A 26,995-nucleotide genomic window follows, 5' to 3' on the forward strand; every position below is an offset into this window, starting at 1 on the left:
GTGAGCCGTGGCGGACGCGGCGGTCACCGGTCCCTCACCCCCTCCAGGTGGCGGCGGACCAGGCGGGCGGCGGTCAGGCCGCTGCGCACCGCGCCCTCCATCGTGTCGGGCCAGCCCGTGTCGGTCCACGCGCCGGCCAGGAACAGGCCGCGGGCCCTCGTCGCCGCCCCCGGACGCGGCGACCGGCTGCCCGGCCGCTGCCGGAACGTCGCCCGCCGCTCCCGCGTCACGAACAGCTCCCGGACGCGCGCCCCGCGCGCCCCCGGCAGCAGCCGCGCCAGCTCCGGCACGAACTCCGCGCGCAGCGCCGCGGTGGGCCGGTCGATCCAGCGGTCCGCGGCCGACAGCGAGATCGCCAGGTACTGGCCGTCGCGCAGCCCGGCCACCCCCGACCGGTCGAAGATCCACTGGACGGGGGAGCCGACCGCCGCGGCGAACGGCTCGTCCAGCACCGGCCGGTCGTACACCACGTGCACGTTCACGATCGGGCTCGCGTCCAGCTCGTGCCAGCGCAGCGGCTGCGGCAGCGCCTCGGCGGGCAGCAGCCGCGCCGCCGCCTCGTGCGGGACGGCCAGCACCACCGCGTCCGCCGCGATCGGCACCCCGTCCACGATCACCTTCGGGTCGGTGGTGACCGCCTCGACCTTCGCCTTCAGCCGGACGGTGCCGCCCATCTCGGCGATCCGGCGCAGCGCCGGGCCGCCGTGCAGCTCCGCCAGCGGGACGGTCGGCACGCCGATGTCGGCGGCGTCCGGGCGGCCGAACAGCGCCCGCCGGCACACCATCGCCGACAGGCCGAGCGCCGCGTCGTCGACCTCGGCGTTCAGCGCGGCGGTGATGAACAGCCCCCACAGCGCCTCGCGCGCCCACGGCCGCTGCCCGCGCTCGGCCAGCCACGCGCCCGCCGACCGCAGGTCCAGCGCCGGGTCGTCGGGGTCGAGCCGCTGCAGCCCCGCCGACGCGAGCACCGCCCGCAGCCGGTCGGTGACCGGCAGGTGCGAGTACCGCGCCAGCGACGGCAGCATGTGCAGCGGGCTGGGCAGCGGCGACCTGCGCAGCCGCGCCGGCCGCGCGCCCGGCCGCAGCACCGCCACGTCGAACCGGTCCTGCATCCGCACCAGGTGCTCGGCGCGGAGCCGCCGCAGCAGCCCCTGGTAAGCGGTGCAGCAGCGCAGGTACACGTGCTGGCCGTTGTCGACGCTCAGCTCGTCGCGGCGGAACGAGTGGGTCGCGCCGCCGAGCCACGGGCGGGCCTCCACCAGCGTGACCGGGACACCCGTCTCCTGCAGGGCGATCGCGGTGCTGATGCCGGCCAGCCCGCCGCCGACGACGACGACGCTCACCGCTCCACCCCCGTCAGCGCGCGCGCCGCCACCACGGCCTTCTGCCACGTCGGCAGCGAGACCCGCGAGTTCAGCGCCGCCGCAGGGTTCGCGGCGATGCTCTCCAGCAGCCGCCGGTAGATCCCCGCCATCGCCGCCGTGCACGCGGCGCTGCGCCGGTCCAGCAGCGGCAGCAGCCGCAGCCCCTCCGCGTACCAGGCGCGGGCCCGCTCTGCCTGGAACCCGATCAGCTTGTGCAGCCGCCACGGCGGGTCGATGAACACGCCCGACTCGTCCAGCTCCAGCGTGCAGCCGAACTGCTCCAGGTCCTCGGCGGGCAGGTACACCCGGCCCGCCATCCGGTCCTCCCGGACGTCGCGCAGGATGTTGGTGAGCTGCAGCGCGACGCCCAGCGAGTCCGCCAGGCCCTCGGCGCGCTGCCGGCCGTCCGACCCGAACACCCCGAGCGACAGCCGGCCCACCGTGCCCGCGACCTGCTGGCAGTAGCGCAGCAGGTCGTCGAACGTCTCGTAGCGCGCGCCCCGCACGTCGCTCTCGCAGCCGTCGATCAGTTCGTCGAACGCGGCGAGCGGGATCGGGAAGCGGCCCGCCGCGTCCGCCAGCGCCGTCAGCACCGGATGGCCCTCCAGCGCCCGCACGTCGCTGCGCCGCCGCAGCACCTCCTGGACGGTCGCCAGCCGCTGCCGCGACCGGTCCAGCAGGTCCAGCCGCACGCACGCCGGCTCCGGGCCGTCCCCGATGTCGTCGACGCCGCGCGCGAACGCGTAGATCGCGCTCATCGCGCGGCGCTTCGGCGGCGGCATCAGCCGTATCCCGTAGGAGAAGTTGCGGGCCTCCTCGCGCACCACCCGCTCGCAGTGCCGGTACGCCCCGGCGATCTCGTCGGTGCGCTCACACGTCTCTGAAACCGTCATCGCTCAGCCCCTTCCCAGTGCGCGCGCCCACCCGGCCAGAACGGCGGCCCGGCGGGGACGCGGCGGATGCGCGAGCACGTCGTAGCGGGCCTCGGCGAGCGCCGCCAGCGTCGCCCGCCCGCCGGCCACGTAGCCGCCCACGGCGACCCGGGCCCATCCGGACAGTCCCTTCAGCAGCGGCGCGGCGCCGCGGTCCAGCAGGTCGCGGGCGCGCCCGGCCTCCAGCGCCAGCACCCCGCGCAGCCGCGTCGGCGTCGCGCGGCGCGCCAGGTCGGCGTCCTCGCAGCCGAACCTGCGCAGGTCCTCGGCCGGCAGGTAGACGCGGCCGTCGCGGTGGTCCTCCGCGACGTCCTGGCAGTGCTCGATGATCTGCAGCGCCGTGCAGACCCGGTCCGACGCGCCCTCCAGCCCGGCGCCCTGGGCGCCGAACACGTGCAGCACGATGCGGCCGACCGGGTCGGCCGACAGCGCGCAGTACTCCACCAGCTGCTCGAACGTCTCGTAGCGGTGGACGACCTGGTCCTGCCGGTTCGCCTCGACCAGCCGCCGGAACGGCTCGGCCGGGATCGCGTGCGCGTGCACCGTGCCGGCCAGCCGGCGCAGCTGCGGCAGCTTCGGCGTCCCGCCCTTGAAGACCAGGTCCAGGTCGTCGTCGACCAGGGCCAGCAGGTCCGCGCGCTGCTCGCGCGGCGCCTCGTCCCCGATGTCGTCGACGAGGCGCGCGAAGCCGTACACGGCCCGCAGGTCGGCGCGGTGCCGGGCGGGCAGCAGCCGGGCGGCGACGGGAAAGTTCTCCCGGGCCGCCAGCGCGTCCAGCATGCGGTCGTGGTCGAACGCGCTCCAGGGTGAATCGGTGATCACCTTTGTGAGATTCGCCGGTCCGGCACTAAAGAAACTCTGGCCGAGGTATGGACTTATTGAAGCGCCGCGTGTCCCGGGCCGAACCGATCCGGAGTCCCTGGCGTCTGGGTCATTGAGCAGCCCATCATTCGCGTAAAGGCCGTTCAGAGAGGAAGTCCGGACATGCGGGGAACCGGCATACGTTGGGGGACCATGGTGGGGCTCATGGGGGTGAGCGCGGTCCTGGTCGCGGGCTGCGGGGGGTCCGGGGGGACCTCGCACGCGGCCACCAAGAGCACGGGGGCCAAGAGTACGGCGCCGGCCGCGCCTGCCGCACGGAAGCTGACGTTCGACCTGGTCAAAGGGGTGGGCGAGACCGCCCTCGGGGGCGACAGCGCGTGCGGTTACGGTGAATGGAACGACGGCACGTTCGCGATCGACAAGCCGTACTCCAAGCAGACGACGTTCTACCGCGAATACAGCTGCTACGAGAAGAAGGGCGAGCTGTTCCCGAACGCGGCGGGACAGATGTCCTACGCCGAGTTCGGCTCGCCGGCGCAGGCGACCGCCTACGGGAACTACACCAAAACCAACATTTCGGCCGTCGCCGTGCTGGTTTCGGACAATGCGGCGGTCACGGTGAACATCGGCTATCTCACCCTCAACAAGATGACGCTGCTGAAGCAGGTCCAGCAGTCCTGCGGCGGCTGCGGCACCGTCATCGCGGGCCCGCACGCCTCCGACCCCGTGCCGGGCCACGTCGACAAGTCCTGACCGCGGCCGCGCCCGTCCCGCCCCCGCCGGGACGGGCGCCCGCCGGCGGCCGATCGTCGCCCCGGAACGGCGGTTAGTCTCAGGGAATGCCGACGCACGAGCGCGAGATCACCGAGCCCGTCGACCTGTGCCTTTCCGGCGGGCATCTGAACCCGGCGGCCGTCGGCTGGACGCGCCGGCCCCTGCACCGCGCGAACCTGCGCGGCTGGGGCCGCACGAAGCGCTGGGAGTACTGGGGCGTCGTCACACCGCGGCACATCATCGGGCTCGTCGCGTCGTCACTGGACTACGCGGGCGTGCACGGCATCTACGTGCTCGACCGCGAGACCGGCGAGGAGATCGCGAGGGACGCGGTGGTCCCGTTCGCGCGGGGCGCCGCGTTCCCCGAGCGCAGCGGCGAGGGCGAGGCCGCCGTCCGCGGCGGGGGAGCGGCGGTCGGCATCCGGCAGCGCCCGGACGGCACGTCCCTGCGCGCCGCCGCGCGCGGCGTCCGGATCGAGCTGGAGATCCCGCTGCCGGACGGCCACGAGTCGCTCGGCGTCGTGATCCCGTGGAGCGACACCCGGTTCCAGTACACGGTCAAGGACGTCGGGCGGCCCGTCCACGGGCGACTCGTCCTCCCGTCGGGCGAGCACGAGGTCGGCGAGGGCGCCTTCGCCGTCCTCGACCACGGCCGCGGCCGGTGGCCGTACCGGATGACGTGGAACTGGGCGGCCGCCGCTGGCCCCGGCATCGCGCTCCAGCTCGGCGGCAAATGGACCGAGGGCACCGGCATGACCGAGAACGCGCTGATCGTCGACGGCCGGCTGCACAAGATCGGCGACGAGCTGGAGTGGACCTACGACCGGTCCGGCTGGACCCGCCCCTGGGCGATCACCGGCGACCGCGTCGAGGCGGAGTTCCGCCCGTTCCACGAGAAGGTCTCCCGGGTCGAGCTCGGTCTCGTCGGCAGCGAGACGCACCAGTGCTTCGGGCACTTCAGCGGGCGTGCCCGCACCGACGACGGCGCCTGGGTCGAGTTCGACGGGCTCACGGGATGGGCCGAGGAGGCGCGCCAGCGCTGGTGAGGCGGTCGTTGACCGCGCGCACGAGCCGTCCGGGCAGCTTGAGGTGGCCGTCGCGGACGGGCTGCGGCCGCGGGTACTCCGGCAGGACCGCGTCGAGGTCGAGGTCCCGGCCCCACCTGGTGAGCAGCGTCATCGCGCGGCCTCCTCCAACGTCGGGGCCCGGCGGTTCAGCGCCGGCACCGGGACGATCAGCACCAGGACAGCCGCCCCGGCGCCGGCTACAGGCGCAGGCCCTCGAACAGGGTGGTCAGCTGGCGGTCGTACAGGGCGGTGAGATCCTCGGCGCCGCCGCCGTCCACCCAGTGCCGCATCACCGTCATCGAGACCGCGATGATCGCCGCCGCCGCGCACCGCACGTCCAGCTCGGCGGCGTCCCGGCCGGTCCGGTCCGCGATCGCCGCCGCCACCGCGTCCTGGTTGCGCAGCTGCTCGTCCATCGCGCGGGCCCGGATGCCGGGGTCGGTGAAGGACAGCCGGATCCGGGTGAACAGCTCCTCGCGGTCGGCCTCCAGGACGAGCCCCAGCGAATCCGTCATCGAGTGCCGGAGCGACAGCAGGACCGGCTCGTCCGCCGGGCGCGCGGCGAGCGCGTCGACGAGCGCCGAGTCGTACTCGTCCGACAGGATCACGTCCTCCTTCGCCGGGAAGTAGCGGAAGAACGTGCTGGGGGAGACCTCGGCCGCCTCGGCGATCTGGTCGACGGTCGTCGCCTCGTAGCCCCGCTCGGCGAACAGCCGGTACGCCGCGCGCCGGATCGCCAGCCGGGTCTTCGCCTTCTTGCGCTCGCGCAGCCCGCACGCCTTGCCGGCCGGGGCCTCCCTGGTGCTCATGCCGGCAATTCTCCCGCGCGCACGGCCGCCTGCGGTGCCGCGGCCTCGCCTCGCTCCGCCTGCGCGGCGCCGGTGCGGCCGGGCAGGAAGGCGACCGCGAGGACGGCGGCGACGAGCGCGGCCCCCGCGCAGACCAGAAGCGTCAGGTCCATACCGTGGACGAACGCGCCGTGCGCGGACGCCGCCAGCGCCTTGTCGTGCAGCTGGGCGGCCACCGCGTTCGCGCCGGTCACCGAGCCGCGCGCCGCGTCCGCCGCCGTGCCCGGGAGTCCCGTCACCGACAGCCGCGCCAGGTAGCCCGCGTTCAGGACGCTGCCGAGCGCCGCGACGCCGAGCGCCCCGCCGAGCTGCTGGATCGTCTCCAGCAGGCTCGTCCCCGTGCCGGGACCGTCCTGCGGCAGCGTCCCGAGCACCATGCTCGTCGCCGGGACGATCGCCAGCCCGAACCCGAGACCCGCCACCGAGAGCCACCCGGCGGTGAGGCCGTAGCCGTCGCCGGGGCCGGTGGCGGCACCGAGCAGGGCGCCGCCTGCCAGCAGCAGCAGTCCCGCCGGGATCACGACGCGGGCGCCGAGCCGCGGGACGAGCGGCTCGGCCAGCGTCGCCGCCGCCATCAGCCCGCCGATCAGCGGCAGCAGCCGCAGCCCGCCGCCGAACGCGCCGTTCCCCAGCACCGCCTGCAGGTACTGCGGGACGACGAACAGCAGCCCCATCACCGCGAAGTTGACGAAGACGGCGATGATCGCGCCCCACCGGAACGTCCCGTCCGCGAACAGCCCGAGGTCCACCAGCGGCGCGGCGGCCCGCCGCTGCCGCCGCACGAACAGGACCATCAGCACGGCGCCGGCGGCGAGCGGAGCCAGCACGGACGGGCTGCCCCAGCCGTGCCCAGGCACCTGGATGGTCCCGTAGACGAGCGCGACGATGCCGAGGGTGCCGAGCACCGTGCCGAGGTGGTCGAACGGCCTGCCGTCCCGGGCGCGCGGGCCGTCCGACGGGAGGAGCCACAGGCACGCGACCGCGGCGAGCGCCGTCACCGGCACGTTGAACAGGAAGACCGACCCCCACGGGAAGTGGTCGAGCAGCCAGCCGCCGACGAGCGGGCCGATCGGCATCCCGACCGCCGTCGCCGCCGTCCACACGCCGATGGCGCGCGGCAGCTCGTCCCTGCCGAACACCTTCGGCAGGATCGCCATCGACAGCGGCGTGATCATCGCCGCGCCGAGGCCGAGGACGGCGCGCGCCGCGATCACCTGCCCGGCCGTCCCGGCGAGCGCGCCCACCGCGGACGCGAGCCCGAACAGCGCGATCCCGCCGACCAGCAGCCGCCGGTGGCCGTACCGGTCGCCGAGCAGCCCCGCCGGGAGCATCCCCACCGACAGCGCCAGCAGGTAGCCGCCGCCGATCCACTGGAGTTGCGCGCTGGTCGCGCCCAGCTCGTCCGAGAGCGTCGGCAGCGCGACGTTGATGATCGTCCCGTCCAGTCCCACGATCAGCACGCTCAGCGTGAGCGCGGCCAGCGCCCACCACCGCCGCGCCGGCCGCCCGGGGTGCGTCGTCGTCATGACGTCCTCCTCAAAGTGAAAGCTCGCTCTATTTTGATAGTGCACTGTCAGTTGATAGTCGTCAATCGTTTTCTTAACCTTCCCGCCTCGGGGCCGGCACCTTGGCGGCGAAAGGGCATCAGTCGGCGCTCTATCGGTGGTCGGCCACGCCGCGGTCTCGTGAGACTGCCTTCAGGCAGGCTGGAGAGAGGGAGAAATCCATGGCGACGTTCGTTCTCGTGCCCGGCGGTTGGCGCGGCTCCTGGACGTACGAGGCGGTGGTTCCGCTGCTGGAACGGGCCGGTCATACCGTTCACGCGCTGACCCTGACCGGTCTGCGGCCGGACGACGACGAGGCGACCGTCGCGACCGCCAACCTCGACACGCACGCCGGTGACGTCCTGCGGCTCCTCGACCGCGCCGGCGTCACCGGCGTGACACTGGTCGGGCACAGCTACGGCGGGATGGTGATCTCCGCCGCCGCGGACCGCGCCGCCGGGCGGGTCGCACGGCTGGTGCATCTCGACGCCTACGTACCGCGCCACGGCGAGTCGTGCTGGTCGTCGACGACCGAGCGCTTCCGCGAGGTGTTCGCCGCCGGCGCCGCGTCCACCGGCTACGCGGTCCGGCCGCCGGGCGACGGCGACCCGCGCCGCCGTCCGCATCCGCTCGCGTCGTTCCTGCAAGCGGTCCGGCTCACCGGCGCGCTCGCCCGGATCCCTCGCCGGGAGTTCGTCTACTGCTCGGGATGGGAGGAAGGCACGCCCTTCGCCGACCTCCGCAGCCGCCTCCGAGCCGATCCGGGGTGGCGGGTCCACGACCTCCCGACCGGCCACGACGCCATGCGAGAGGCCCCGGACGCGGTTGCCGCACTCCTGCTCGACGAGCACGACACGGTGACGGCGAGGCCCGCGGACGCATAGAGGCAGAGGGCCACCGGGAAGCCTCGACGAATCCGCGCGGGCGTCATCGAGGCGGGCGTCATCGAGGCGGTCGCGCGGGGTGGTCGTGCGGGGGTGGTCGCGTGGGGGTGGTCGTGCGGGGGTGGTCGCGCCGAGGTGCTCGCATCGGGGTGGTCGTGACGGAGGGGCGTGCTGAGGGTGGTCGTGCCGGGGTCGTCGTATCGAGGACGGCATTGGGGCGGGGGCATTGAGGCGGGGGCATTGAGGTGACGGCATTGAGGGGGTCGCGATCGGTGTGAGGGGTTGTTCCGGAGATGGAGCAAGAGGGGTGTTCGGGTGGTGGGGTGGCGCTTGCGTACGGGGCCGCCCCTCCAAAGTCAAGGGCGCCTTCGGCGTCGCTGCGCGATGGACTTCGTCCACCCTTGACTTTGGAGCCTCTGCGGCCCCTGGGCAGGTGATGGGGGCAGGCTCCGCCTGCCCCGCCCCCGGGTCGCGCCACCCCACCACCCCCCTCCGTACGCGTGCTCTGTTCCAGGTGATGTGGGCATGCCGGAGCCGCCCGGGATCCAGTTGGGATCCGGGCGGGCCCGGGTAGTCGTACGGTCGTACTGGTGGGGTGGGTTATGCAGCCCAGTCGAGCGCCGGATCAGGCGGCCCGATGTCACTCGGTGGCGAATGGCCTCCCGAAGATGGTCGGGCGTCGGGCGGCGGCAGCAGCCGGTAGACGTAGCGTCCGTCATGATCCTTGGTGATCTGGATCTGGTCGGGGCGGGTGTGCTTGAACCGGTTGTGCCATCCGCAGGCGAGTGCGAGCTGGTCGATGTCGGTGGGCGATTCCCCGAGTGCCCATCCGTGCACGTGGTCGACCTCGCACAACGTCCCCGGCAGCTCGCATCCCCGTACTGTGCATGACGGGTACAGCGTTTCGAGGACCTGCCGTTGTGCAGAGGAGGCGAACCGTTCCCGCCAGCCCAGATACAGCGGGGTGTTCCCCTTCCCGAGGAGGAGGGGCGACACTCCGGCCGACAGGGCGATGCGGCGGGCTTGGGCGGCGGGGATCGGGGTGCCGTCGGTGAGGCGGGCGGGGGTGTTGCCGCCGGTGAGGGTGTCCAGGTCGCAGATGACGGTGACCTTGGTGGCCTTGTGCCCGCCCGACAGGACGCTGGACAGTGCTGCCGCTGTCCGCTCGGCGACGTCGCGGCGGTCGTCGGGCCCGGCCGGCTTGGCCAGCGGTGCCAGGGTGCCGTCCCAGATCGCGGCGTCCTCTGGGTTCAGCCAGCCCTTGACGTAGCGGCCGCCGTCCAGAGAGCGGGTGGTCGTGATCCACGACTTGTCGTAGCCGCGCTTGGTGTCCTCATCGGGGGCGTCTTCAGTGTCGTCGCGTTCGGCGATCAGGTCGCGGATGCGGCGGCCGAACGCGGCGACCTTCCCGGGCGAGAAGCCCTGGTCGACGAAGCCGAGGAGGGTCGTCTCGGCTTCGGCGCAGTCGGTGTCGTCCAGGCGGGCGACCGAGTCGGCGATGGTGGTGGCGTAGCCGTAGGGCAGGTCACCGGAGGCGAGTTGGGCGCAGACCTGGGGCAGGCGGTGGCGCTGCCGGGCGAGGGTGAGGCGCTCTTTGGCGCGGTTGTCTCGCATGCCCAGGCGGGAGCGGAGCCACGCCTGGGGCGAGGGATATCCCCACCGTGCTTGTTCCCCGGCGGCGTCGACTCGGCCGATGAAACCGGCCAGCACACTTTCCTGGATATCGGAGGCCGCCGCGAGAGTTTCGGTCAGTTCCAGGCATGCGGCTGCTGATTCGGGGACGCCTCGGCTGGCGAGTTCAGTGGCGATGGCGGAGAGCGCGTTCACCAGTTCCATGGTGGACGCGGCCTCAAGCTCGACCGTCACTGAATGCATACCTAGATAATACCCGCTGTGACCGGCAATTGCATCTTGAATTCGATGCTTCAACGCGGATACTTTCCGGTACTTGAATGGCGGCTATTTGCGTCGCGCCATCGGTTGCCGCGTTCATTGGAACACGCGTACGGAGGGGGGTGGTGGGGTGGCGCGACCCGGGGCGGGGCAGGCGGAGCCTGCCCCTAACGCTGCCTCAGGGGCCGCAGAGGCTCCAAAGTCAAGGGTGGACGAAGTCCATCGCGAAGCGACGCCGAAGGCGCCCTTGACTTTGGAGGGGCGGCCCCGTACGCCAGCGCCACCCCACCACCCGAACACCCCTCTTGCCGGCGAATTCGTTACGGTATGCCGACTGGTCGCTCTTCTAGACCCGGCCCGGCCTAACCCGGCGTAGCTTCGCTCAAAACGCGGACGTCACCGCTGCTTCAGCCGAGCGAGCAATACGTCCAGGCCTTGACGGCTGATGTTGATGTGACCGCCACACGGATCCTTGCTGTCGCGGACGCCGATCGTCCCGCCGAGATCGGCCAACTCGACGCAGTTGTCGCCTTGCGAGCTGCTGTAGCTGCTCTTGCGCCACCCGGGGTGAGCTCTCATGACTTCCATGCTTCGTCTGCAATCTCCCTGATCAGCGCGGCCGACAAGTCAGCCGGAAGCGCGTAGGTGGCGATGTCCGCGAACCGCTCGTTCAGCCGTTCAACGTCGGAGCGCCCATCGAGGATCCTTCCCTGCGGCTCGGATGCAGCGTAGGCGATACGTGAGTCTCCCGGCAGGGTGGCGACGACAAACGCCCCGGAGTTCCCCGGGTGCGGTGCGCCGTCGGGAATGACCTGAACGGACAGGCGCGGCGACACCGCGTCGGCGAGGTGATGCAGTTGCTCGTACATCACGGCCAGAGTGCCGACGCGTGACCGCAGGACCCGCTCTGGAAGCAGGTAGATCAGTCGCGGCGGCAGCGGTTCCTTGCGGGACAGGACTCCTTGCCGTTCCATTCGCGCTTGGACGGCCTTCTGGTCGCCGTACAAGAGCACGTCTGCATAGCCTGGCGTCTGCAACAAGCCGTAAATCACGAGCGGCTCGTAGGCGCGCAGGGTCTCAGCCTGCCCTTCGTATTCGGGCCAGTCGGCGAACCACGCCGGATACGCGGCGCTGCGGCCGTCGAAGAGCCCGTCATGGAGGTGGGCGAGGGCATCGCGGGTGTCGAGGACGCGGTCGCAGTCCTCGGCGAAGCCGCGGTCGCAGCCGGACTCGCCGCGCTCGATCTCTCCGATCGTGGACGGGGCGTAGGGGATCTGCTCTGCGAGCTGGGCCAGCGACAGTCCCGCCATCGTCCGATACCGCCGCACCTCGGATCCGAACAGGTCGAGCGGCCCTCGTGACGGTGTGAGTCGCTTCGGGCGTTGCGGCATGTCCACCTCCAGTGGTGACCGGGTGATGACCGGTGATGGACGCGAAGTCGCGGCGATGCCTGCCACCTCGCGCTTCTCCTGCCCGCAGCATCGCCGCGGGGAGACGCTTCGGCCACAGGAATCCATGGAGTCTTCCGAGGTGAACCGGTATGTCCGCTATGGCGCTCGCGCCCGAAGGTCCGCGCACGCTCGTCCTCGAACCGACCGTTCACGCGCCCTTGCTCGCGCGGCGGTTTCTTGCCGGGTGCTTCGCCGAGTGGGGGATCGCCGGCGACCACCTCGGGCGGCTGGTCGTCTGCGAGCTGGTCACCAACGCCTGGCGGCATGGCGAGGGGCCGATCGTCGTCCGGTTGTACCTGGACGAGCGGGACGGGCGGCCGGTGGTCGAGGTGTGGGACTCGGGGGCGGGCCGCCCGGTGGTGCGGCCGCCGGACGACGGGGCGGTGTGCGGGCGGGGGCTTCTGCTGGTCGCCGGGTTCGTGCGGGGGTGCTGGGGCGTCCGGCCGCTGAACGAGGGGGGCAAGGCGGTGTGGGCGAAGCTGCCGAGGGCAGAGTAGCTTGATGTCGAGATAAATTGGATGTATCTTGACATCAAGAAAAATCCTGCGGAAGTTAGGCGGACCCGGTTCCCGGTCAGGGGCTTGACTAGGGCAGGATCAAGGTAGACGAGCACACCCGCCTCGCCGCGTGCCGCGCCGCCCGACCCGCGCCGGCCGCGAGGGCGGGCGCACATTGAACATCACGATGAACGTCGCCGCGCGGTCATGTCCCGGACCCGACGCGCGGCGTGCGACGGAGGAGGAGTCCGTGTCCGCGAACAGCTTCGGCAGCCTGAGCAAGCTGCAGGTGGGCGGCAAGTCGTACGACATCTACCGGCTGGACGCCGTCGAGGGCTCGGCCCGTCTCCCGTACAGCCTGAAGGTGCTGCTGGAGAACCTGCTGCGCACCGAGGACGGCGCGAACGTCACCGCCGAGCACATCCGCGCGCTCGCCCAGTGGGACGCCAAGGCGCGGCCCAGCAAGGAGATCCAGTTCACCCCGGCCCGCGTGATCATGCAGGACTTCACCGGCGTGCCGTGCGTGGTGGACCTGGCGACGATGCGCGAGGCCGTGCGGGACCTGGGCGGCGACCCGACGAAGATCAACCCGCTGGCGCCCGCCGAGATGGTCATCGACCACTCCGTCATCGTCGAGTACTTCGGCTCGCCGCAGGCGTTCGAGCGCAACGTGCAGGTGGAGTACGAGCGCAACAAGGAGCGCTACCAGTTCCTGCGCTGGGGGCAGACGGCGTTCGACGAGTTCAAGGTCGTCCCGCCGGGCACGGGCATCGTCCACCAGGTGAACATCGAGCACCTGGCCCGCGTGGTGTTCGACCGCAACGGCGTCGCCTACCCCGACACCTGCGTCGGCACCGACTCGCACACCACGATGGAGAACGGCATCGGCGTGCTCGGCTGGGGCGTCGGCGGCATCGAGGCGGAGGCCGCGATGCTCGGCCAGCCGATCTCCATGCTGATCCCGCGCGTGGTCGGCTTCAAGCTGACCGGTGAGCTGCCCGCCGGCACCACCGCGACGGACCTGGTGCTCACCATCACCGAGATGCTGCGCGAGCACGGCGTCGTCGGCAAGTTCGTCGAGTTCTACGGCGAGGGCGTGCACGCGCTGCCGCTGGCCAACCGCGCCACCATCGGCAACATGAGCCCCGAGTTCGGCTCCACCTGCGCGATCTTCCCGATCGACGACGAGACGCTGAAGTACCTGCGGCTGACCGGCCGGGACGACGAGCAGATCGCGCTCGTCGAGGCCTACGCCAAGGAGCAGGGCCTGTGGCTGGACCCGTCGGTCGAGCCGGAGTTCTCCGAGTACCTCGAGCTGGACCTGTCCACGGTCGTCCCGTCGCTGGCCGGCCCGAAGCGCCCGCAGGACCGCATCTCGCTGTCGGACGCCAAGCAGACCTGGCGCCGCGACGTGCAGAACTACGTCAAGAGCGTGATGGGCCCGGCGGACGAGGCGTCCAACGAGTCCTTCCCCGCCTCCGACTCGCCGGCCATAGAGCACGACGGCGCCGGCGACAAGCCGCGGCACGTGGACGCGAGCGGCTCGGGCCGCCCGCACAACGTGGTGCCGGTGACGCTGGACGACGGCACGAGCTTCGAGCTGGACCACGGGCACGTCGCGGTCGCGGCGATCACGTCCTGCACCAACACCTCGAACCCGTACGTGATGATCGGCGCGGCGCTGCTGGCCAAGAACGCCGTCGAGCGGGGCCTCACCCGCAAGCCGTGGGTGAAGACCTCCCTCGCCCCGGGCTCGCAGGTCGTCACCGACTACTACGAGCGCGCGGGCCTCACCCCGTACCTCGACAAGATCGGCTTCAACCTGGTCGGGTACGGCTGCACCACCTGCATCGGCAACACCGGCCCGCTGCAGCCGGAGATCTCCAAGGCCGTCAACGACAACGACCTGGCGGTCACCGCGGTGCTGTCCGGCAACCGCAACTTCGAGGGCCGCATCAGCCCCGACGTGAAGATGAACTACCTGGCGTCCCCGCCGCTGGTCATCGCCTACGCGCTGGCCGGGACGATGGACATCGACATCCTCAACGACCCGATCGCCGAGGGCACCGACGGCCCGGTCTACCTGCGCGACATCTGGCCCGAGCCGGACGAGGTCTCGGCGATCGTCGAGTCGTCCATCGGGCAGGAGATGTTCGCGCAGAGCTACGCCGACGTCTTCAAGGGCGACGACCGCTGGCGCGGCCTCGACATCCCGACCGGCGACCTGTTCGAGTGGGACGACGCGTCGACCTACGTCCGCAAGGCGCCGTACTTCGACGGCATGGGCGCCGAGCCGGAGCAGGTCTCCGACATCCACGGCGCGCGGGTGCTCGCCAAGCTCGGCGACTCGGTCACCACCGACCACATCTCGCCCGCCGGGTCCATCAAGGTCGGCACGCCCGCCGCGCAGTACCTGCAGGACAACGGCGTCGCGGTGAAGGACTTCAACTCCTACGGCTCGCGCCGCGGCAACCACGAGGTGATGATCCGCGGCACGTTCGCCAACATCCGGCTGCGCAACCAGCTGCTGGACGACGTGGAGGGCGGCTACACCCGCGACTTCACGCAGGACGGCGCGCCGCAGGCGTTCATCTACGACGCCGCGCAGAACTACGCCGCGCAGGGCACCCCGCTGGTGGTCCTGGCGGGCAAGGAGTACGGCTCCGGCTCGTCCCGCGACTGGGCGGCCAAGGGCACCGCGCTGCTCGGCGTCCGCGCCGTCATCGCGCAGTCCTACGAGCGCATCCACCGCTCGAACCTGATCGGCCTCGGCGTCCTGCCGCTGCAGTTCAAGGAGGGCGACTCCGCCGAGTCGCTCGGCCTGGGCGGCACCGAGACGTTCGACATCACCGGCGTGACGGGCCTCAACGAGGGCGGCATCCCGAGCGAGGTGACGGTGAAGGCGGACGGCAAGGAGTTCAAGGTCGACGTCCGCATCGACACCCCCGGTGAGGCGGACTACTACCGCAACGGCGGCATCCTGCAGTACGTCCTGCGGAACCTCATCCGCAAGTAACGGCCGCCGTGAAACGGGCCGTCTCCCCGGGAGGGGAGGCGGCCCGTCGTCATTCGCCGGAGGCGGCGGGGATGCGGGTGCGGGTGGCGGGGGCGCGGCGCCCGACGATGAAGTACAGGACGATCGCGGCGCTGAGCACCAGCGAGCCGACCGGGCTGAGCAGCGCGACCAGCGCGGCGACCGCGTAGCCGACCGGGCCCAGCAGGGACCGGGCGCGGGCGCGCCGCGCTCCGTCGCGCGCCCGCGGATGCATCAGCGCGGGGCGGCGGCACAGGTGGTGCCAGAACAGCGTGAACCACAGCGAAGCCGCCGCCATGGACATCGAGTAGAACACCGCCGCGGCGGGCGCGTCGCCCCTGCCGAGGTGGTTACCGAGGGTGGCGGCCGGCAGGGGCAGGAACGAGATCGTCGCGAGCATCCCGAGGTTGAGGAACAGCAGCCCCCGGTCCACCTTCCGCACCTGGTGGAACAGGTTGTGGTGGTGGATCCAGGCGATCCCGATGATGAGGAACGAGACCGCGTAGGCGTCCAGCGCGGGCCACTCGTGCCGCAGCCCGGACCAGACGCCCTCGTCCGCGGCCGGCGGCTTCACCTCGAGGATCAGCAGGGTCGCCGCGATCGCGAAGACCCCGTCGCTGAGCGCCCGCAGCCGGTCGGGGGAGATGTGCTGCTCGTCGTCCTCCCCCGGTGCGGCGGCGGGCGGGTCGGTGGGGAAGTCGGCGGCCACGGTCGTCTCCTCGCGCTGTGATCGGCAGGCGACAGAGTAGGGCAGCCGGGACGAACCGGCGAGCGGCGCGGTGCCGGGGAGGCGGTCAGCGGCCGGTCGGCAGGCTGAGGCCGCCGTTGCACTCGATCACCTGGCCGGTGACGAACCCGTTGGCGGCGGCGAGCAGGACCGCCTGCGCGACGTCCTCGGGGCGGCCGACCCGGCCGACCGGCAGCGCGGCGGCGTGCGCGGCGAACATCGCGTCCCGCTGCTCGGCGGGCATCCCGTCCCACCAGGGCGTCTCGATGACGCCGGGGGAGACGGCGTTGACGCGCAGCGGCGCCAGCTCGGTCGCGAGCGGCCGCACCATCGCCTCCAGCGCGCCGTTGATCGCGGCGAGGCCGGCGGTGCCGGGCAGTGCGGCGCGGGCGGACGAGGCGGTGATGAAGGTGACCGAGCCGTCCTCGGCGAGCCGCGGCAGCGCGGCCTGGACGATCCGCAGGTGCAGCCAGAACTTCGCCTCGAAGCCGCCGCGCAGGTCGGCGAGGTCCAGCGTGGCGAACGGGCCGGCCCCCGATCCGCCGCTCAGCGCGAGGATCAGGTGGTCGTAGCGGGCCTCCTCGGCGAAGAGGCCGGTGACCTCGTCCGCGGACGAGGCGTCGACGCGGCGGGCGGTGAGCCCGCCGGCCGCGGCCTTGGCGAGGCGCTCCTCGTCCCGGCCGGTGATCGTGACGTCGGCGCCCTGCGCGGCGAACAGCGCGGCGGTGGCCGCGCCGATGCCGGAGGTGCCGCCGAACACGAGGGTGTGCTTGCCGGTGAGCGACATGCCTGGCTCCTTGGTGGTGAACCTCAGTTGTTGAGACCTTCTGTCTCGACAAGTATTCATCGAGACCATCGGTCTCGTCAAATGGGTAGGGTGGTGCCATGAGTGACAGCCGACGGCCCCACACCGGGCGGCGCCGCAACGAGGCCGCGCGGCGCGCGATCCTCGACGTCGCCGTCGACCTGCTCGCGCGCGACGACGGCACCCCCGTCACGATCGACACGCTCGCCGCCGCGGCGGGCGTCGGGAAGCAGACGATCTACCGCTGGTGGCCGTCCAAGGGCGCGGTGCTGCTGCAGGCGATGGCCGAGCGCGCGGGCACCGACATCCCGGTGCCCGACACCGGCACGCTCCGCGGCGACCTGGAGGCGTTCCTGACCGCGACGTTTCGCGGCGCCGGCCAGCGGCTCACCGCGTCCGTCCTGCGCAACGCGATGGCCGAGGCGCAGCGCGACCCGCACGCGCGCGAGCACATGCGGGCGTTCGCCGAGACGCGCCGCAACGTCCTGGCCGGGCTGCTGGAGCGGGCGCGCGACCGCGGCGAGATCGCGCCCGAGGCCGACCTCGCCCTGATGGTCGACCAGGTCTACGGCGTGCTCTGGTACCGCATCCTCGTCGAGCACCAGCCGCTCGGCGACGCGCACGCCGCCGAGCTGGCCCGGGCCCTGTCCGACCAGGCGGCCGCCCGCCTCACCGGCGGGGAGTGACGCCGCTCAGCGGTCGGTGACGAGGCGCAGGCCGAAGCCGATGAAGGCGAGGCCGGTGAGCTGCTGGAGGCGCCGCTTCACGGCCGGGCGCGCGAGCGCGCGGCGGGCCGCGCCCGCGGCGCCCACCACGAACCCGAACCACAGCAGACCCTCGGCGGTGTGGATCCCCGCGAACGCCATGCTCGTCCGGAACACCGGCGCGCCGTGCGGGACGAACTGCGGCAGCAGGCTCATGTAGAACACGCCGATCTTCGGGTTCAGCAGGTTGGTGCCGAACCCGGTGCGGAACGCCGCGAGCCCGGAGACCGGCGCCTCCGGCTCGGCGGCGCGCTCGTCCGGCGCGCGGCGGGCCCGCCACAGCGCCTGCGCGCCGAGCCAGAACAGGTAGCAGGCGCCCGCGACGCGCAGCACGTCGAAGGCGAGCCGGGACGCGGCGAGCAGCGCGGTCAGCCCCGCGGCGCTCGCCACCGCCCACGTCAGGCAGCCGGACGCGACGCCGGCCGCGGCGAGGTAGCCGGTGCGGCGCCCGGCGGTCACGGTGGTGCGGACGACGAGCATCGTGTCCAGGCCGGGGGTGACGGTGACGACGGCCGCCACCGCGGCGAAGGCAAGACAAGCGGCGAGCATTCGGACATTCTGCCAGGAATGTTCCCGCGCGCCGCGGGAACGGCGGTCCGGGCACCCTTTGATTGGATCGGAGCATGACCGACACCAAGAAGATCGGCGGCCTGGACGTCCACCCGCTGTCGCTCGGCGGCAACGTGTTCGGCTGGACGGCGGACCGCGACCTGTCCTTCGAGATCCTCGACGCCTACGCGGCGGCCGGCGGGAACTTCGTCGACACCGCCGACTCCTACACGGCGTCTGCGCCGGGCAACGTGGGCGGCGAGTCCGAGACGATCATCGGCGAGTGGATGCGGAGCCGCCGCAACCGCGACGAGGTGGTGGTCGCCACGAAGGTCGGGCGGCACCCCGACCGGCGCGGCCTCGCGCCCGCGAACATCCGCGCCGCCGCCGACGACTCGCTGCGGCGGCTGCAGAGCGACCGCATCGACCTGTACTACACGCACTTCGACGACCCGTCCGTCCCCGTCGAGGAGATCATGGGGACGCTCGACGAGCTGGTGCGGGCGGGCAAGGTCCGCGAGATCGCGGTGTCCAACATCGAGCCCGACCGGTTGCAGGCTTCGCTGGAGTTCAGCGAGCGTGAGGGCACGGCCCGGTACGTCGCGATCCAGCCGCACTACAACCTGGTGTCCCGCGACACCTACGAGGGGCCGCGCCGCGACCTCGCCGAGAGGTACGGGCTGGCCTGTGCCCCGTACTACGGCCTGGCGTCGGGCTTCCTGACCGGCAAGTACCGTCCGGGATCCGAGGTGGACAGCGTGCGCGCCGGACGGGCGGGGGAGTACCTGAAGACCGAGCGCGGGCGAAAGGTGCTGGCCGCACTCGACCTCGTTGCCGAGGAGCAGGGCGCGCCCGTCGCGACGGTGGTGCTGGCTTGGCTCGCCGCGCAGCCGACCGTCGCCGCGCCGATCGCGAGCGCCCGCACGCTGGAGCAGCTCCAGCCGCTCCTCCAGGTGGCCGGCACGACGCTCACCGACGCGCAGCTACAGGCGCTCACCGACGCGTCCGCCTGATATCCGGTCGCAGGTCGGAAAAGTCGGGATGTACCGTTCCATGGCGTGCCTCCACCCGAGTTCCTGCTGATCGGCGGCCTGGCCGCGCTGCTCGGCGCCATCGTGCAGGGCAGCGTCGGCCTCGGCGTCGGCCTCGTCGCCACCCCGATCGTCACGATGCTGTTCCCGTCCCTGATGCCCGGCGCGATCCTCGTCATCGCGCTCGCCCTGCCGGTCGCGACCCTCGTCCAGGAGATCCGGCACGCCGAGCTGCGCGGCCTCGGCTGGGCGTTCGGCGGCCGGCTCGCCGGCACCCCGATCGGCGCCTGGCTGGTGGCGGCCGCCCCCGGCCGCGTCCTCGGCGTCGCCATCGGCGCCGTCGTCCTCGCCGCGCTCGCCGTCACCACCTGGACGCGCGAGGTGCCGCGCAACCCCCGCACCCTCGCCGTCGCCGGCGTCATCTCCGGCACCACCGGCACCGCCTCCGGCATCGGCGGACCCCCGATGGCGCTGCTCTACCAGCGCGAGAGCGGCCCCCGCGTCCGCGCCACCCTCGCGCTGTTCTTCATCGTCGGCGCGCTGCTGTCGCTCGGCACCCTCACCGCCGCCGGACGGCTGCCCGTCCGGCAGGTCACCGCCGGGCTCGCGCTGCTCCCGTTCGTCTACGCCGGCTTCTTCGCCGCCGGCCCGCTGCGCCGCTACCTGGACGCCGGGCGCCTGCGCCTCGCGCTGCTCATCGTCGTCGGCACGTCCGCGACCGTCCTGATCGTCCGTAACCTGATCTGATGCGCCCCACCAAGGCCGACCTCGAGGCCGCCCGCGACCGCCTGATCCCCGACGTCCTGCCGGCGGACGGCGAGCCGCTGCGGGTCCTGTTCAGCGGCATCAACCCGGGCCTGTACTCCGCCGCGACCGGCCACCACTTCGCCCGCCCCGGCAACCGCTTCTGGCCCGCGCTGCACCGCTCCGGCTTCACCGACCGGCTGCTCCACCCGTCCGAGCAGGACCTGCTGCCCGGCTACGGCCTCGGCATCACCAACCTCGCGCCGCGCGCCACCGCCCGCGCCGACGAGCTGACCGGCGAGGAGCTGCGCGAGGGCGGGCGCCGCCTCACCGCGCTCGTCGAGCGGCACCGCCCCGCCTACCTCGCCGTCTGCGGCGTCACCGCCTACCGCACCGCGTTCGGCCGCCCCGGCGCGGAGATCGGCCCGCAGGACGAGACGTTCGGCCCCGCGCGGCTGTGGATCCTGCCGAACCCGAGCGGGCTCAACGCGAGCTGGCAGCCCGACCGCCTCGCCGCCGAGTTCGCCCGGCTCCGCGAGGCCGCCGGCGCCGTCAGGACGACGAGTGGTCGAGCGCGGCGGTCGCCGCGAACATCGTGCTGATCTCGCCGACGAGCGACGGCTTCGGCTCCCACAGCCCCGGGCTGCGGCCGAGCGCCACGATCGGGCGCGGCAGGGCGCGGACGCCGCCGAGGTGCCAGTGGTGCGCCGCCGGGGCCGCCCACGGCCCGCAGTCGCACGAGCCGCCGCGCACGGCCGCGGAGCAGACCCCGTCGAGCTCGGCGACGGCGATGATGGCGCCGATGGTGGCGAGCGGGTCGCGCGGGTCCCAGCCGGCCGCCTGCACGAGCGGCGAGTCGCACGCCTTCAGGTCGACGCGCATGGACGCGTGGACGAGGAGCGGGCCGCGGTAGCCGGTCGGCAGGCTCTCGTTCGAGACGGTCTTCCCGCCACGCGCGATCGCGAACGCCCATGGCTGCTGAACGCTCAGCGCCTGCACGCGGTCACCTCCTGTCGGCCCGAACCGTGATCGCGCGGGGCCGGCGGGACGCTCGCCGCCGGGTCGCCGCGCGATGATGCCCGAGAGGCTAGGCGCATCTCCGCCCGATTGCCAATGCGGGAGGCGAGAGGCCGTCCGATCCCCTTCGATCACCTGTGTGACGCCCGAGGACGGTGTGAGGTTGACGGGCCGGCGGGACGCGGGAGGCGGTCCCGGGGAAACCCGGAGACGGCGCGGGGGCACGGCACGGCAGAGCGCGGACACGGCACGGCGATGCGCGGGCACGGCGATGCGCGGGCACGGCGGAAGGGCGCCCCGGCCCGACCGCCGGGGCGCCCCGTCCGACCGCGGGTCACCCCTTGAGGGCGCCCGCCATCAGCCCGCGCATGAAGAACCGCCCGAGCAGCAGGTACACCAGCAGCGTCGGCAGCGACGCCAGCAGCGCCTCGGCCATCTGCTGGTTGTACTGGACGGCCGTCGCGCCGGACCCGGCGGTGTTGTTCAGCATCACCGTGACCGGCCAGCTGTCGGGCGCGCCGAGGAACACCGCGAACAGGAAGTCGTTCCACATCGAGGTGAACTGCCAGATCACCGTGACCGCGAACGCGGGCCCCGACACCGGCACGATGATCGACCGGTACGTGCGGATGATGCCCGCGCCGTCGACCCGGGCCGCCTCGATCAGCTCGTCCGGGATCGTCACGTAGTAGTTCCGGAAGATCAGCGTGCAGATCGGCAGGCCGTAGACGACGTGCGCGAGGACCAGCCCACGGATCGTCCCGACCAGGCCCATGTTCGTCAGCAGCCCGGCCAGCGGGATCATGACCGCCTGGTACGGGATGAACATCCCGAACAGGAACAGCGTGAAGACGGCGTCGGAGCCGGGGAAGCGCCATTTCGACAGCACGTACCCGTTGAGCGAGCCGAGCGCCGCCGAGATCAGCGAGCCCGACACCGCGATCTTGACGCTGTTCTCCAGGCCCGGCTTGAGGGCGTTCCACGCCGAGCTCCACCCGGAGGTGCTCCAGTGGTGCGGCAGGTTCCAGGCGCTGCTCGGGTCGGCCTCCTGCAGCGGCTTGAAGCTCGTCACGACCAGGACGTACACCGGGATGAGGAACAGGATCACGAACGCCAGCAGGACCACCGGCCGGGCGATCCGCAGCGTCCGGGCCGCGGCGCCCGCGCCCGCGGGGGGCCGGGCCGTGCTCGCCGCGGTCATCGGGTCCGCTCCGACCGCACCGACCACACCAGGTAGGGGATCACCAGCAGCGCCACCGCGAGCAGCAGGTAGGTGGCGATGGTCGCGCCGTTCGCGGGGTCGTGCCGGTCGAAGATCTCCACGTACGTCGCGATGGCCGGGACGTAGGTGATGATCTGCTTGCCGGCGATCGCCATGATCAGGTCGAACACCTTCAGCGAGATGTGCCCGAGGATGATCAGCGCCGACAGCGTCACCGGGCGCAGCTGCGGGAAGACCACGTACCGGTACACCTTCCACTCGGACGCGCCGTCGACGCGTGCGGCCTCGCGCAGCTCCTCCGGGACGCTGCGGAACCCGGCGAGGTACAGCGCCATGACGTAGCCGGACATCTGCCAGATCGCGGGGAGCGCCATCGCGGCCATCCCCCAGTGCGGGTCCTGCCACCAGTCGTTCGCCAGCCCGCTCAGGTGCAGCTTGTCGAACAGCTGGTTGAACCCGACGGCGCGCTGCGGCGGCGCCGGGTTCATCAGCCACCGCCACACCACGCCGCTGGCGATGAACGACACCGCCATCGGGAACAGGTAGACGACCCGGAAGGACGCCTCGCCCCGGATCCCCTTGTCCATCAGGAACGCCAGGAACGCGCCGAGCAGGAGCGCGCCGAGCACGAACACGGCCGTGAACAGCAGCGCGTGCTTCACCGCGCCCGGCCAGCTCGGCTCGTGCCACAGGTCGACGAAGTTCTTGCCCTTGTCGAACCCGTACGGCGACACCTCGTCGTGCTTGCCGCTCACCGCGACCCTCGTGTTCCAGAAGATCAGCCCGTACACGAACAGGCCGATCGCCACGATGGACGGCGAGACCAGCAGCAGACCCGGCAGCCACCTCCTGCTGCGGCGCAGGTTCCAGCGGCGTCCCTTGGCCCCTCCCGTCACTGACCGCTGTTCTTCGCGGCGGCGACGAGCTGGGACTGCAGCTTCCCGACGTCCTTGCTCTGCAGGAACAGGCCCACCGCGGTGTCGATGTCGGTGTGCTGCTTCTTGCTGGCGTTGACGCCGTGCCAGAACGATCCGGCGAGCTTGGTGGCCGGGTTGTTCCACTGCTCGAACGCGTACTTCAGGTAGCCGGTGCTGTAGAGGCTCTTGTCGGCGTCCTTACGGGCGGGGACGGAGCCCTTCTTCGGGTTGAACAGGTCCTGGCCCTCCCGGCTGGACACCTCCTTCAGCCAGGCCAGCGCGCCGGCGCGGTGCGGGGCGCCCTTCGGCAGCGTGAAGCTGTCCGACAGCCACAGGTAGGTGCCGTCGGTGCCGGGCGTCGGCGCGTACTTGAAGTCGGTGTCGAGCTTCTTGCCGAGGCCGTTGGGGGCCGGGTTCACGAAGTACCCGTACGCCCAGTCGCCCATGATGTTGAACGCGGCCTTGCCGTCCACGACGGCCTTCGCGGCGCCCTGCCAGTCGGTGGACGCGGCCTCGACCGTCGTGTACTTGATGATCTCGGCGTAGTCGTTCAGCGCCTTCGTCATCGCCGGGGAGCTCCAGTCGGCGCCCGGCTTCCACAGCGCGTTGTAGGCGTCGGTGCCGAGGTCGCCGAGAAGGACGTTCTCCAGCAGGTGGTCCGCCGTCCACTGCGCGCCGAGCGACAGCGGGACGTTCTTCGTCTTCTGCTTGACGGCCTTCAGATCGGCGATGAACTCGGGGATCGATTTCGGTGCGTCCGATATCCCCGCGTCCTTGAGGATCTTCGGGTTGTACCAGAGCATGTTCGACCGGTGGATGTCGACCGGCACCGAATAGATGTGGCCCTTATAGCTGATCTGCTGCAGGAGTTGCTGCGGGTAGACCGACTTCAGGTTGTTCTGGTCGTAGAAGGAGTCCAGCGGCTCGATCTGCCCGGCCTTGATGTAGTCGAGCAGTTCCGCGCCCGCGTGGCCCTGGAAGGAGTCCGGCGGCTTGCGGTTCTGCAGCCGGCTGGCCAGCACCGCCTGCGCCTGCGTGCCGGAACCACCGGCGATCGCGGCGTTGACGAACTTCGTGCCGGGATTCTTCTTCTCGAAATCGGCCTTCAGCGCGGCCAGTCCGTCGGCCTCGCCTGGACCGGTCCACCACGAGAAGACCTCGACCTGGGACTTGTCGTTGTTGCCCTTGCTGCCATTCCCGCCGCACGCCGACAAGGCGAGGGCACCGGTCATCGCGACGGCCGTGAACGCCGTCCAGCGGTGCCGGGGAGCACGTCCTAGCATCGTCCGTCCCTTCGGTAACCCCCGGGTTAAGCAAGCGTCCGTTCGGGAGTGTGAGCGGGTCAACACCGGGGACGGAAAAGTGATCACTCGGTTACCGGCCAGGGGCCGGACGCGCATCGCGCGTCCGGCCCCTGAGGAACGGCTCTATTCACGTGTTCCAGGTGCGCTCCCGGCGGCTACCAGGTGAGGGCCGGCGGAAGTGTCGCGGAGCCGGCGTCCGGCCAGTCGAGCGGCGGGCCCAGCGGCGCCAGCTCGGCGAGCTGCAGCCGGTACCACGGCGAGGACTCCGGCCGCCCGGCGAGGTCGAGGCACTGCCGCCACGTCCACCACTCGGCGTCCTCGACCTCGTCGGGGTTGCGGCGGACGGACGTGCCCGCCGGGACGCCGGCGCGCACCACCGGGCAGCGCTCGTTCTCGAGCGTGCCGTCCTCGGCGACCGCCCGGTACTGGAACGCCGGCAGGACGGATGTCAGGGACACGCCGGAGATGCCCAGCTCGTCCTGCAATCGCCGCAGCACCGCGTCGCGCAGCCCCTCGCCGGGGCCGGGGTGCCCGCAGCAGCTGCCCGTCCAGACGCCCGGGAACGTGCGCTTCGACAGGGCGCGGCGAGTGATCAGAACGCGACCCTCCGTGTCCACCACATAGCAGGAAAAAGCCAGGTGGTACGGCGTGTCCCTATGGTGGCTCGCGGCCTTGGGGGCGGTTCCGACCGCCTCGTCATCCGCGTTGAGCAGTACGATCTCTTCGACGGCCATGCTCTTTTCCTACCCCATCGGCACCTGCGGGGTCAGTCGTTTCACACCCCGGAGGCAGGTCCCCTCCGGCGCGTCGCGGGCGAACCGGGATTAAACTCGGAACGGCCCGAGCCAGGGGAACCGGTCCCCGACGGAGGAGTTGACACGCGTGAGCCTGCTGGAGTCGATCAAGGGTCCCGACGACCTCAAACGACTGGACGCCGCGCAGCTGTCGAGCCTCGCGGACGAGATCCGCGAGTTCCTGATCGACGCGGTCGCCAAGACCGGCGGGCACCTCGGCCCCAACCTCGGCGTGGTCGAGCTGACCATCGCGCTGCACCGGGTCTTCGACTCGCCCCGCGACAAGATCCTGTGGGACACCGGGCACCAGTCCTACGTGCACAAGCTGCTCACCGGCCGGCACGACTTCGCGCTGCTCAAGCGGCGCGGCGGCATCTCCGGCTACCCGAGCCGGGCCGAGTCCGAGCACGACGTGATCGAGAACTCGCACGCCTCCACCGCGCTGTCCTACGCCGACGGGCTGGCCAAGGCGTTCGAGCTGCGCGGCGAGGGCGACCGGGTGGTCGTGCCCGTCGTCGGCGACGGCGCGCTCACCGGCGGCATGTGCTGGGAGGCCCTCAACAACATCGCCGACGGCAAGGACCGCAAGGTCATCATCGTCGTCAACGACAACGGCCGGTCCTACTCGCCGACGATCGGCGGGCTGGCGAGCCATCTGGCCGCCCTGCGCGTCACCCCGACCTACGAGCAGGCCCTCGACCTCGTCAAGCGGACCGTTCCACGGGCGCCCGTCGTCGGGAACGTCGCCTACGAGGCGCTGCACGGCATCAAGAAGGGCCTCAAGGACATCCTGCAGCCGCAGGCCATGTTCGAGGACCTCGGCCTGAAGTACATCGGCCCCATCGACGGCCACGACGAGCAGGCCGTCGAGCACGCGCTGCGCAAGGCGCACGCGTTCGGCGGGCCGGTGATCGTGCACTGCATCACCCGCAAGGGGCACGGCTACTCGCCCGCGGAGAACGACGAGGAGGAGCAGTTCCACTCGCCGGGCCCGTACGACCGCGAGACCGGGGTGCAGAAGCCCAAGGGCCGCATCTGGACCAACGTGTTCAGCGAGGAGATGGTCGAGATCGGCCGGGAGCGCCGCGACGTGGTGGGGATCACCGCCGCGATGCTGCACCCGGTCGGGCTGGCCGAGTTCGCCGCCGCCTACCCCGACCGCATCTACGACGTCGGCATCGCCGAGCAGCACGCGGTGACGTCCGCCGCCGGGCTCGCCCTCGGCGGCCTGCACCCGGTCGTCGCGGTCTACGCCACATTCCTGAACCGGGCGTTCGACCAGGTGCTGATGGACGTCGCGCTGCACGGCCAGGGCGTCACGTTCGTCCTCGACCGGGCCGGCGTCACCGGCGACGACGGGCCGTCCCACAACGGCATGTGGGACCTGTCGCTGCTCCAGCTCGTGCCCGGCATGCGGATCGCCGTCCCGCGCGACGGCGCCCGCGTCGCCGAGCTGCTGCGCGAGTGCCTGGCGGTCTCCGACGCCCCGACCGCGCTGCGCTTCCCGAAGGGCGCGGTGGCCGCCGACCTGGACGCGGTCGACCGGATCGGCGCGATGGACGTGCTGGCCCGCCACGAGGGCGCCAACGGCGCGGACGTGCTCATCGTCGCCGTCGGCGCGATGGCGACGCCCGCGGTCGAGGTCGGCGAGCGCCTCGCCGCGCAGGGCATCGGCGCCACCGTCGTCGACCCGCGCTTCGTCAAGCCGCTCGACCCGGCCCTGCCGGCCGCGGCCGCCGCGCACAGCATGGTCGCCGTGGTCGAGGACAACGGCCGCGTCGGCGCGGTCGGCGACGCCGTGGCCCGGCTGCTGCGCGACGAGGGCGTCGACGTCCCGGTCCGCACCTTCGGCATCCCGCAGGAGTTCCTGGACCACGCCAAGCGCGACCTCATCCTCGCCGACTGCGGCCTCACCCCGCAGGACCTGGCCCGCGACATCACCGAGGCGGTCGCCCGCGTCACCGCGTCCGACGCGCACGAGCCCGCCACCTCCGACTGACCGCCCCCCGGA

At 72.1% G+C, this 26,995-nt stretch carries 27 protein-coding genes; 10 read left to right on the plus strand and 17 right to left on the minus strand.

Going from position 1 to position 26,995, the window contains the following annotated elements; translation table 11 throughout:
* Positions 1-23: 23 nt before the first annotated feature.
* From hpnE to hpnC, 3 genes are read right to left on the minus strand one after another with little or no spacing between them, the layout of a single operon-like run.
* A complete protein-coding gene (gene hpnE, locus J4709_RS32295; protein ID WP_208246370.1) occupies positions 24-1,343 on the minus strand; it encodes a hydroxysqualene dehydroxylase HpnE in 1,320 nt (439 codons plus the stop codon).
* Positions 1,340-2,257, minus strand: a complete 918-nt coding sequence (hpnD, locus tag J4709_RS32300) for a presqualene diphosphate synthase HpnD (protein WP_208246372.1) — start codon at positions 2,255-2,257, stop codon at positions 1,340-1,342. The genes hpnE and hpnD overlap by 4 nt, the downstream gene beginning before the upstream one ends.
* A gap of 3 nt (positions 2,258-2,260) precedes the next feature.
* Positions 2,261-3,118, minus strand: a complete 858-nt coding sequence (gene hpnC, locus J4709_RS32305; RefSeq protein WP_307801728.1) for a squalene synthase HpnC — start codon at positions 3,116-3,118, stop codon at positions 2,261-2,263.
* 204 nt (positions 3,119-3,322) lie between these two features.
* On the opposite strand from hpnC, the gene J4709_RS32310 reads away from it, so the two are divergent.
* Together J4709_RS32310 and J4709_RS32315 are read left to right on the plus strand one after the other, a co-directional pair.
* On the plus strand, positions 3,323-3,871 hold the full coding sequence (locus J4709_RS32310; protein ID WP_208246374.1) for a hypothetical protein: 549 nt from the start codon (positions 3,323-3,325) through the stop codon (positions 3,869-3,871).
* Positions 3,872-3,957: 86 nt separating this feature from the next.
* Positions 3,958-4,938: a DUF2804 domain-containing protein gene (locus J4709_RS32315; protein WP_208246376.1), complete on the plus strand. Its 981-nt coding sequence runs from the start codon at positions 3,958-3,960 to the stop codon at positions 4,936-4,938.
* Here the strand turns inward: J4709_RS32315 and J4709_RS32320 are convergent.
* The 3 genes from J4709_RS32320 to J4709_RS32330 form a co-directional block, all read right to left on the minus strand.
* Entirely contained in the window at positions 4,901-5,071 is a 171-nt protein-coding gene (locus J4709_RS32320) for a hypothetical protein (RefSeq protein WP_208246674.1), read from the minus strand. The two genes, J4709_RS32315 and J4709_RS32320, sit on opposite strands and share 38 nt — an antisense overlap.
* A gap of 85 nt (positions 5,072-5,156) precedes the next feature.
* The gene (locus tag J4709_RS32325) at positions 5,157-5,768 is read right to left on the minus strand and encodes an acyl-CoA-like ligand-binding transcription factor (RefSeq protein WP_208246378.1); all 612 of its coding nucleotides are present in this window, start codon (positions 5,766-5,768) and stop codon (positions 5,157-5,159) included.
* Positions 5,765-7,333 carry an MFS transporter gene (locus tag J4709_RS32330; RefSeq protein WP_208246381.1) on the minus strand — a complete coding sequence of 523 codons (1,569 nt, stop codon included), beginning with the start codon at positions 7,331-7,333 and terminating at the stop codon, positions 5,765-5,767. The genes J4709_RS32325 and J4709_RS32330 overlap by 4 nt, the downstream gene beginning before the upstream one ends.
* A gap of 200 nt (positions 7,334-7,533) precedes the next feature.
* Between J4709_RS32330 and J4709_RS32335 the strand changes: the two genes are divergently transcribed.
* Positions 7,534-8,235 carry an alpha/beta fold hydrolase gene (locus J4709_RS32335; RefSeq protein ID WP_208246382.1) on the plus strand — a complete coding sequence of 234 codons (702 nt, stop codon included), beginning with the start codon at positions 7,534-7,536 and terminating at the stop codon, positions 8,233-8,235.
* Positions 8,236-8,835: 600 nt separating this feature from the next.
* Here the strand turns inward: J4709_RS32335 and J4709_RS32340 are convergent.
* From J4709_RS32340 to J4709_RS32350, 3 genes are all read right to left on the minus strand, one after another.
* On the minus strand, positions 8,836-10,110 hold the full coding sequence (locus J4709_RS32340; protein WP_208246384.1) for an HNH endonuclease signature motif containing protein: 1,275 nt from the start codon (positions 10,108-10,110) through the stop codon (positions 8,836-8,838).
* A gap of 414 nt (positions 10,111-10,524) precedes the next feature.
* The gene (locus J4709_RS32345; RefSeq protein ID WP_208246386.1) at positions 10,525-10,716 is read right to left on the minus strand and encodes a DUF397 domain-containing protein; all 192 of its coding nucleotides are present in this window, start codon (positions 10,714-10,716) and stop codon (positions 10,525-10,527) included.
* The gene (locus J4709_RS32350; RefSeq protein ID WP_208246388.1) at positions 10,704-11,585 is read right to left on the minus strand and encodes a helix-turn-helix domain-containing protein; all 882 of its coding nucleotides are present in this window, start codon (positions 11,583-11,585) and stop codon (positions 10,704-10,706) included. The genes J4709_RS32345 and J4709_RS32350 overlap by 13 nt, the downstream gene beginning before the upstream one ends.
* 83 nt (positions 11,586-11,668) lie before the next feature.
* Between J4709_RS32350 and J4709_RS32355 the strand changes: the two genes are divergently transcribed.
* Positions 11,669-12,076 carry an ATP-binding protein gene (locus tag J4709_RS32355; protein ID WP_208246390.1) on the plus strand — a complete coding sequence of 136 codons (408 nt, stop codon included), beginning with the start codon at positions 11,669-11,671 and terminating at the stop codon, positions 12,074-12,076.
* Positions 12,077-12,326: 250 nt separating this feature from the next.
* Positions 12,327-15,092 (plus strand): aconitate hydratase, encoded by a 2,766-nt coding sequence (locus tag J4709_RS32360; RefSeq protein ID WP_307801729.1) that lies wholly within the window; start codon positions 12,327-12,329, stop codon positions 15,090-15,092.
* A 49-nt stretch (positions 15,093-15,141) separates the two neighbouring features.
* Here J4709_RS32360 and J4709_RS32365 read toward each other — a convergent pair whose 3' ends face one another.
* A complete protein-coding gene (locus tag J4709_RS32365; protein WP_208246394.1) occupies positions 15,142-15,819 on the minus strand; it encodes a TMEM175 family protein in 678 nt (225 codons plus the stop codon).
* Positions 15,820-15,904: 85 nt separating this feature from the next.
* Positions 15,905-16,624, minus strand: coding sequence for an SDR family oxidoreductase (locus tag J4709_RS32370; protein WP_208246396.1), 720 nt, complete (start codon positions 16,622-16,624; stop codon positions 15,905-15,907).
* A 98-nt stretch (positions 16,625-16,722) separates the two neighbouring features.
* Between J4709_RS32370 and J4709_RS32375 the strand changes: the two genes are divergently transcribed.
* Positions 16,723-17,328, plus strand: coding sequence for a TetR/AcrR family transcriptional regulator (locus J4709_RS32375; RefSeq protein WP_208246398.1), 606 nt, complete (start codon positions 16,723-16,725; stop codon positions 17,326-17,328).
* A 6-nt stretch (positions 17,329-17,334) separates the two neighbouring features.
* Here the strand turns inward: J4709_RS32375 and J4709_RS32380 are convergent, their stop codons facing one another.
* Entirely contained in the window at positions 17,335-17,955 is a 621-nt protein-coding gene (locus J4709_RS32380; protein ID WP_208246400.1) for a LysE family translocator, read from the minus strand.
* Between the two features lie 74 nt (positions 17,956-18,029).
* Here J4709_RS32380 and J4709_RS32385 point away from each other — a divergent pair, with 74 nt between their 5' ends.
* From J4709_RS32385 to mug, 3 genes are read left to right on the plus strand one after another with little or no spacing between them, the layout of a single operon-like run.
* Positions 18,030-18,968, plus strand: coding sequence for an aldo/keto reductase (locus tag J4709_RS32385; protein WP_208246402.1), 939 nt, complete (start codon positions 18,030-18,032; stop codon positions 18,966-18,968).
* A 45-nt stretch (positions 18,969-19,013) separates the two neighbouring features.
* Positions 19,014-19,733 carry a sulfite exporter TauE/SafE family protein gene (locus J4709_RS32390; protein WP_208246404.1) on the plus strand — a complete coding sequence of 240 codons (720 nt, stop codon included), beginning with the start codon at positions 19,014-19,016 and terminating at the stop codon, positions 19,731-19,733.
* Positions 19,733-20,332, plus strand: a complete 600-nt coding sequence (mug, locus tag J4709_RS32395) for a G/U mismatch-specific DNA glycosylase (protein WP_208246406.1) — start codon at positions 19,733-19,735, stop codon at positions 20,330-20,332. The genes J4709_RS32390 and mug overlap by 1 nt, the downstream gene beginning before the upstream one ends.
* Here mug and J4709_RS32400 read toward each other — a convergent pair.
* The 5 genes from J4709_RS32400 to idi all read right to left on the minus strand — a co-directional run bounded on the left by J4709_RS32400 (position 20,283) and on the right by idi (position 24,924).
* Positions 20,283-20,729 (minus strand): ASCH domain-containing protein, encoded by a 447-nt coding sequence (locus J4709_RS32400; protein ID WP_208246408.1) that lies wholly within the window; start codon positions 20,727-20,729, stop codon positions 20,283-20,285. The genes mug and J4709_RS32400 overlap by 50 nt on opposite strands.
* Before the next feature lie 352 nt (positions 20,730-21,081).
* Positions 21,082-21,948, minus strand: a complete 867-nt coding sequence (locus J4709_RS32405; protein WP_208246410.1) for a carbohydrate ABC transporter permease — start codon at positions 21,946-21,948, stop codon at positions 21,082-21,084.
* Positions 21,945-22,865 carry a carbohydrate ABC transporter permease gene (locus J4709_RS32410; RefSeq protein WP_307801732.1) on the minus strand — a complete coding sequence of 307 codons (921 nt, stop codon included), beginning with the start codon at positions 22,863-22,865 and terminating at the stop codon, positions 21,945-21,947. Before J4709_RS32410 ends, J4709_RS32405 begins: the two co-directional genes overlap by 4 nt.
* Positions 22,862-24,169: an ABC transporter substrate-binding protein gene (locus J4709_RS32415; protein WP_232384366.1), complete on the minus strand. Its 1,308-nt coding sequence runs from the start codon at positions 24,167-24,169 to the stop codon at positions 22,862-22,864. The genes J4709_RS32410 and J4709_RS32415 overlap by 4 nt, the downstream gene beginning before the upstream one ends.
* 176 nt (positions 24,170-24,345) lie before the next feature.
* Positions 24,346-24,924 carry an isopentenyl-diphosphate Delta-isomerase gene (gene idi, locus J4709_RS32420; protein WP_208246412.1) on the minus strand — a complete coding sequence of 193 codons (579 nt, stop codon included), beginning with the start codon at positions 24,922-24,924 and terminating at the stop codon, positions 24,346-24,348.
* 148 nt (positions 24,925-25,072) lie between these two features.
* Here idi and dxs point away from each other — a divergent pair, with 148 nt between their 5' ends.
* Positions 25,073-26,983: a 1-deoxy-D-xylulose-5-phosphate synthase gene (gene dxs, locus J4709_RS32425; protein ID WP_208246414.1), complete on the plus strand. Its 1,911-nt coding sequence runs from the start codon at positions 25,073-25,075 to the stop codon at positions 26,981-26,983.
* Positions 26,984-26,995: the final 12 nt, after the last annotated feature.

This window comes from Actinomadura violacea, from assembly GCF_017573465.1.
GTDB lineage: Bacteria > Actinomycetota > Actinomycetes > Streptosporangiales > Streptosporangiaceae > Spirillospora > Spirillospora violacea.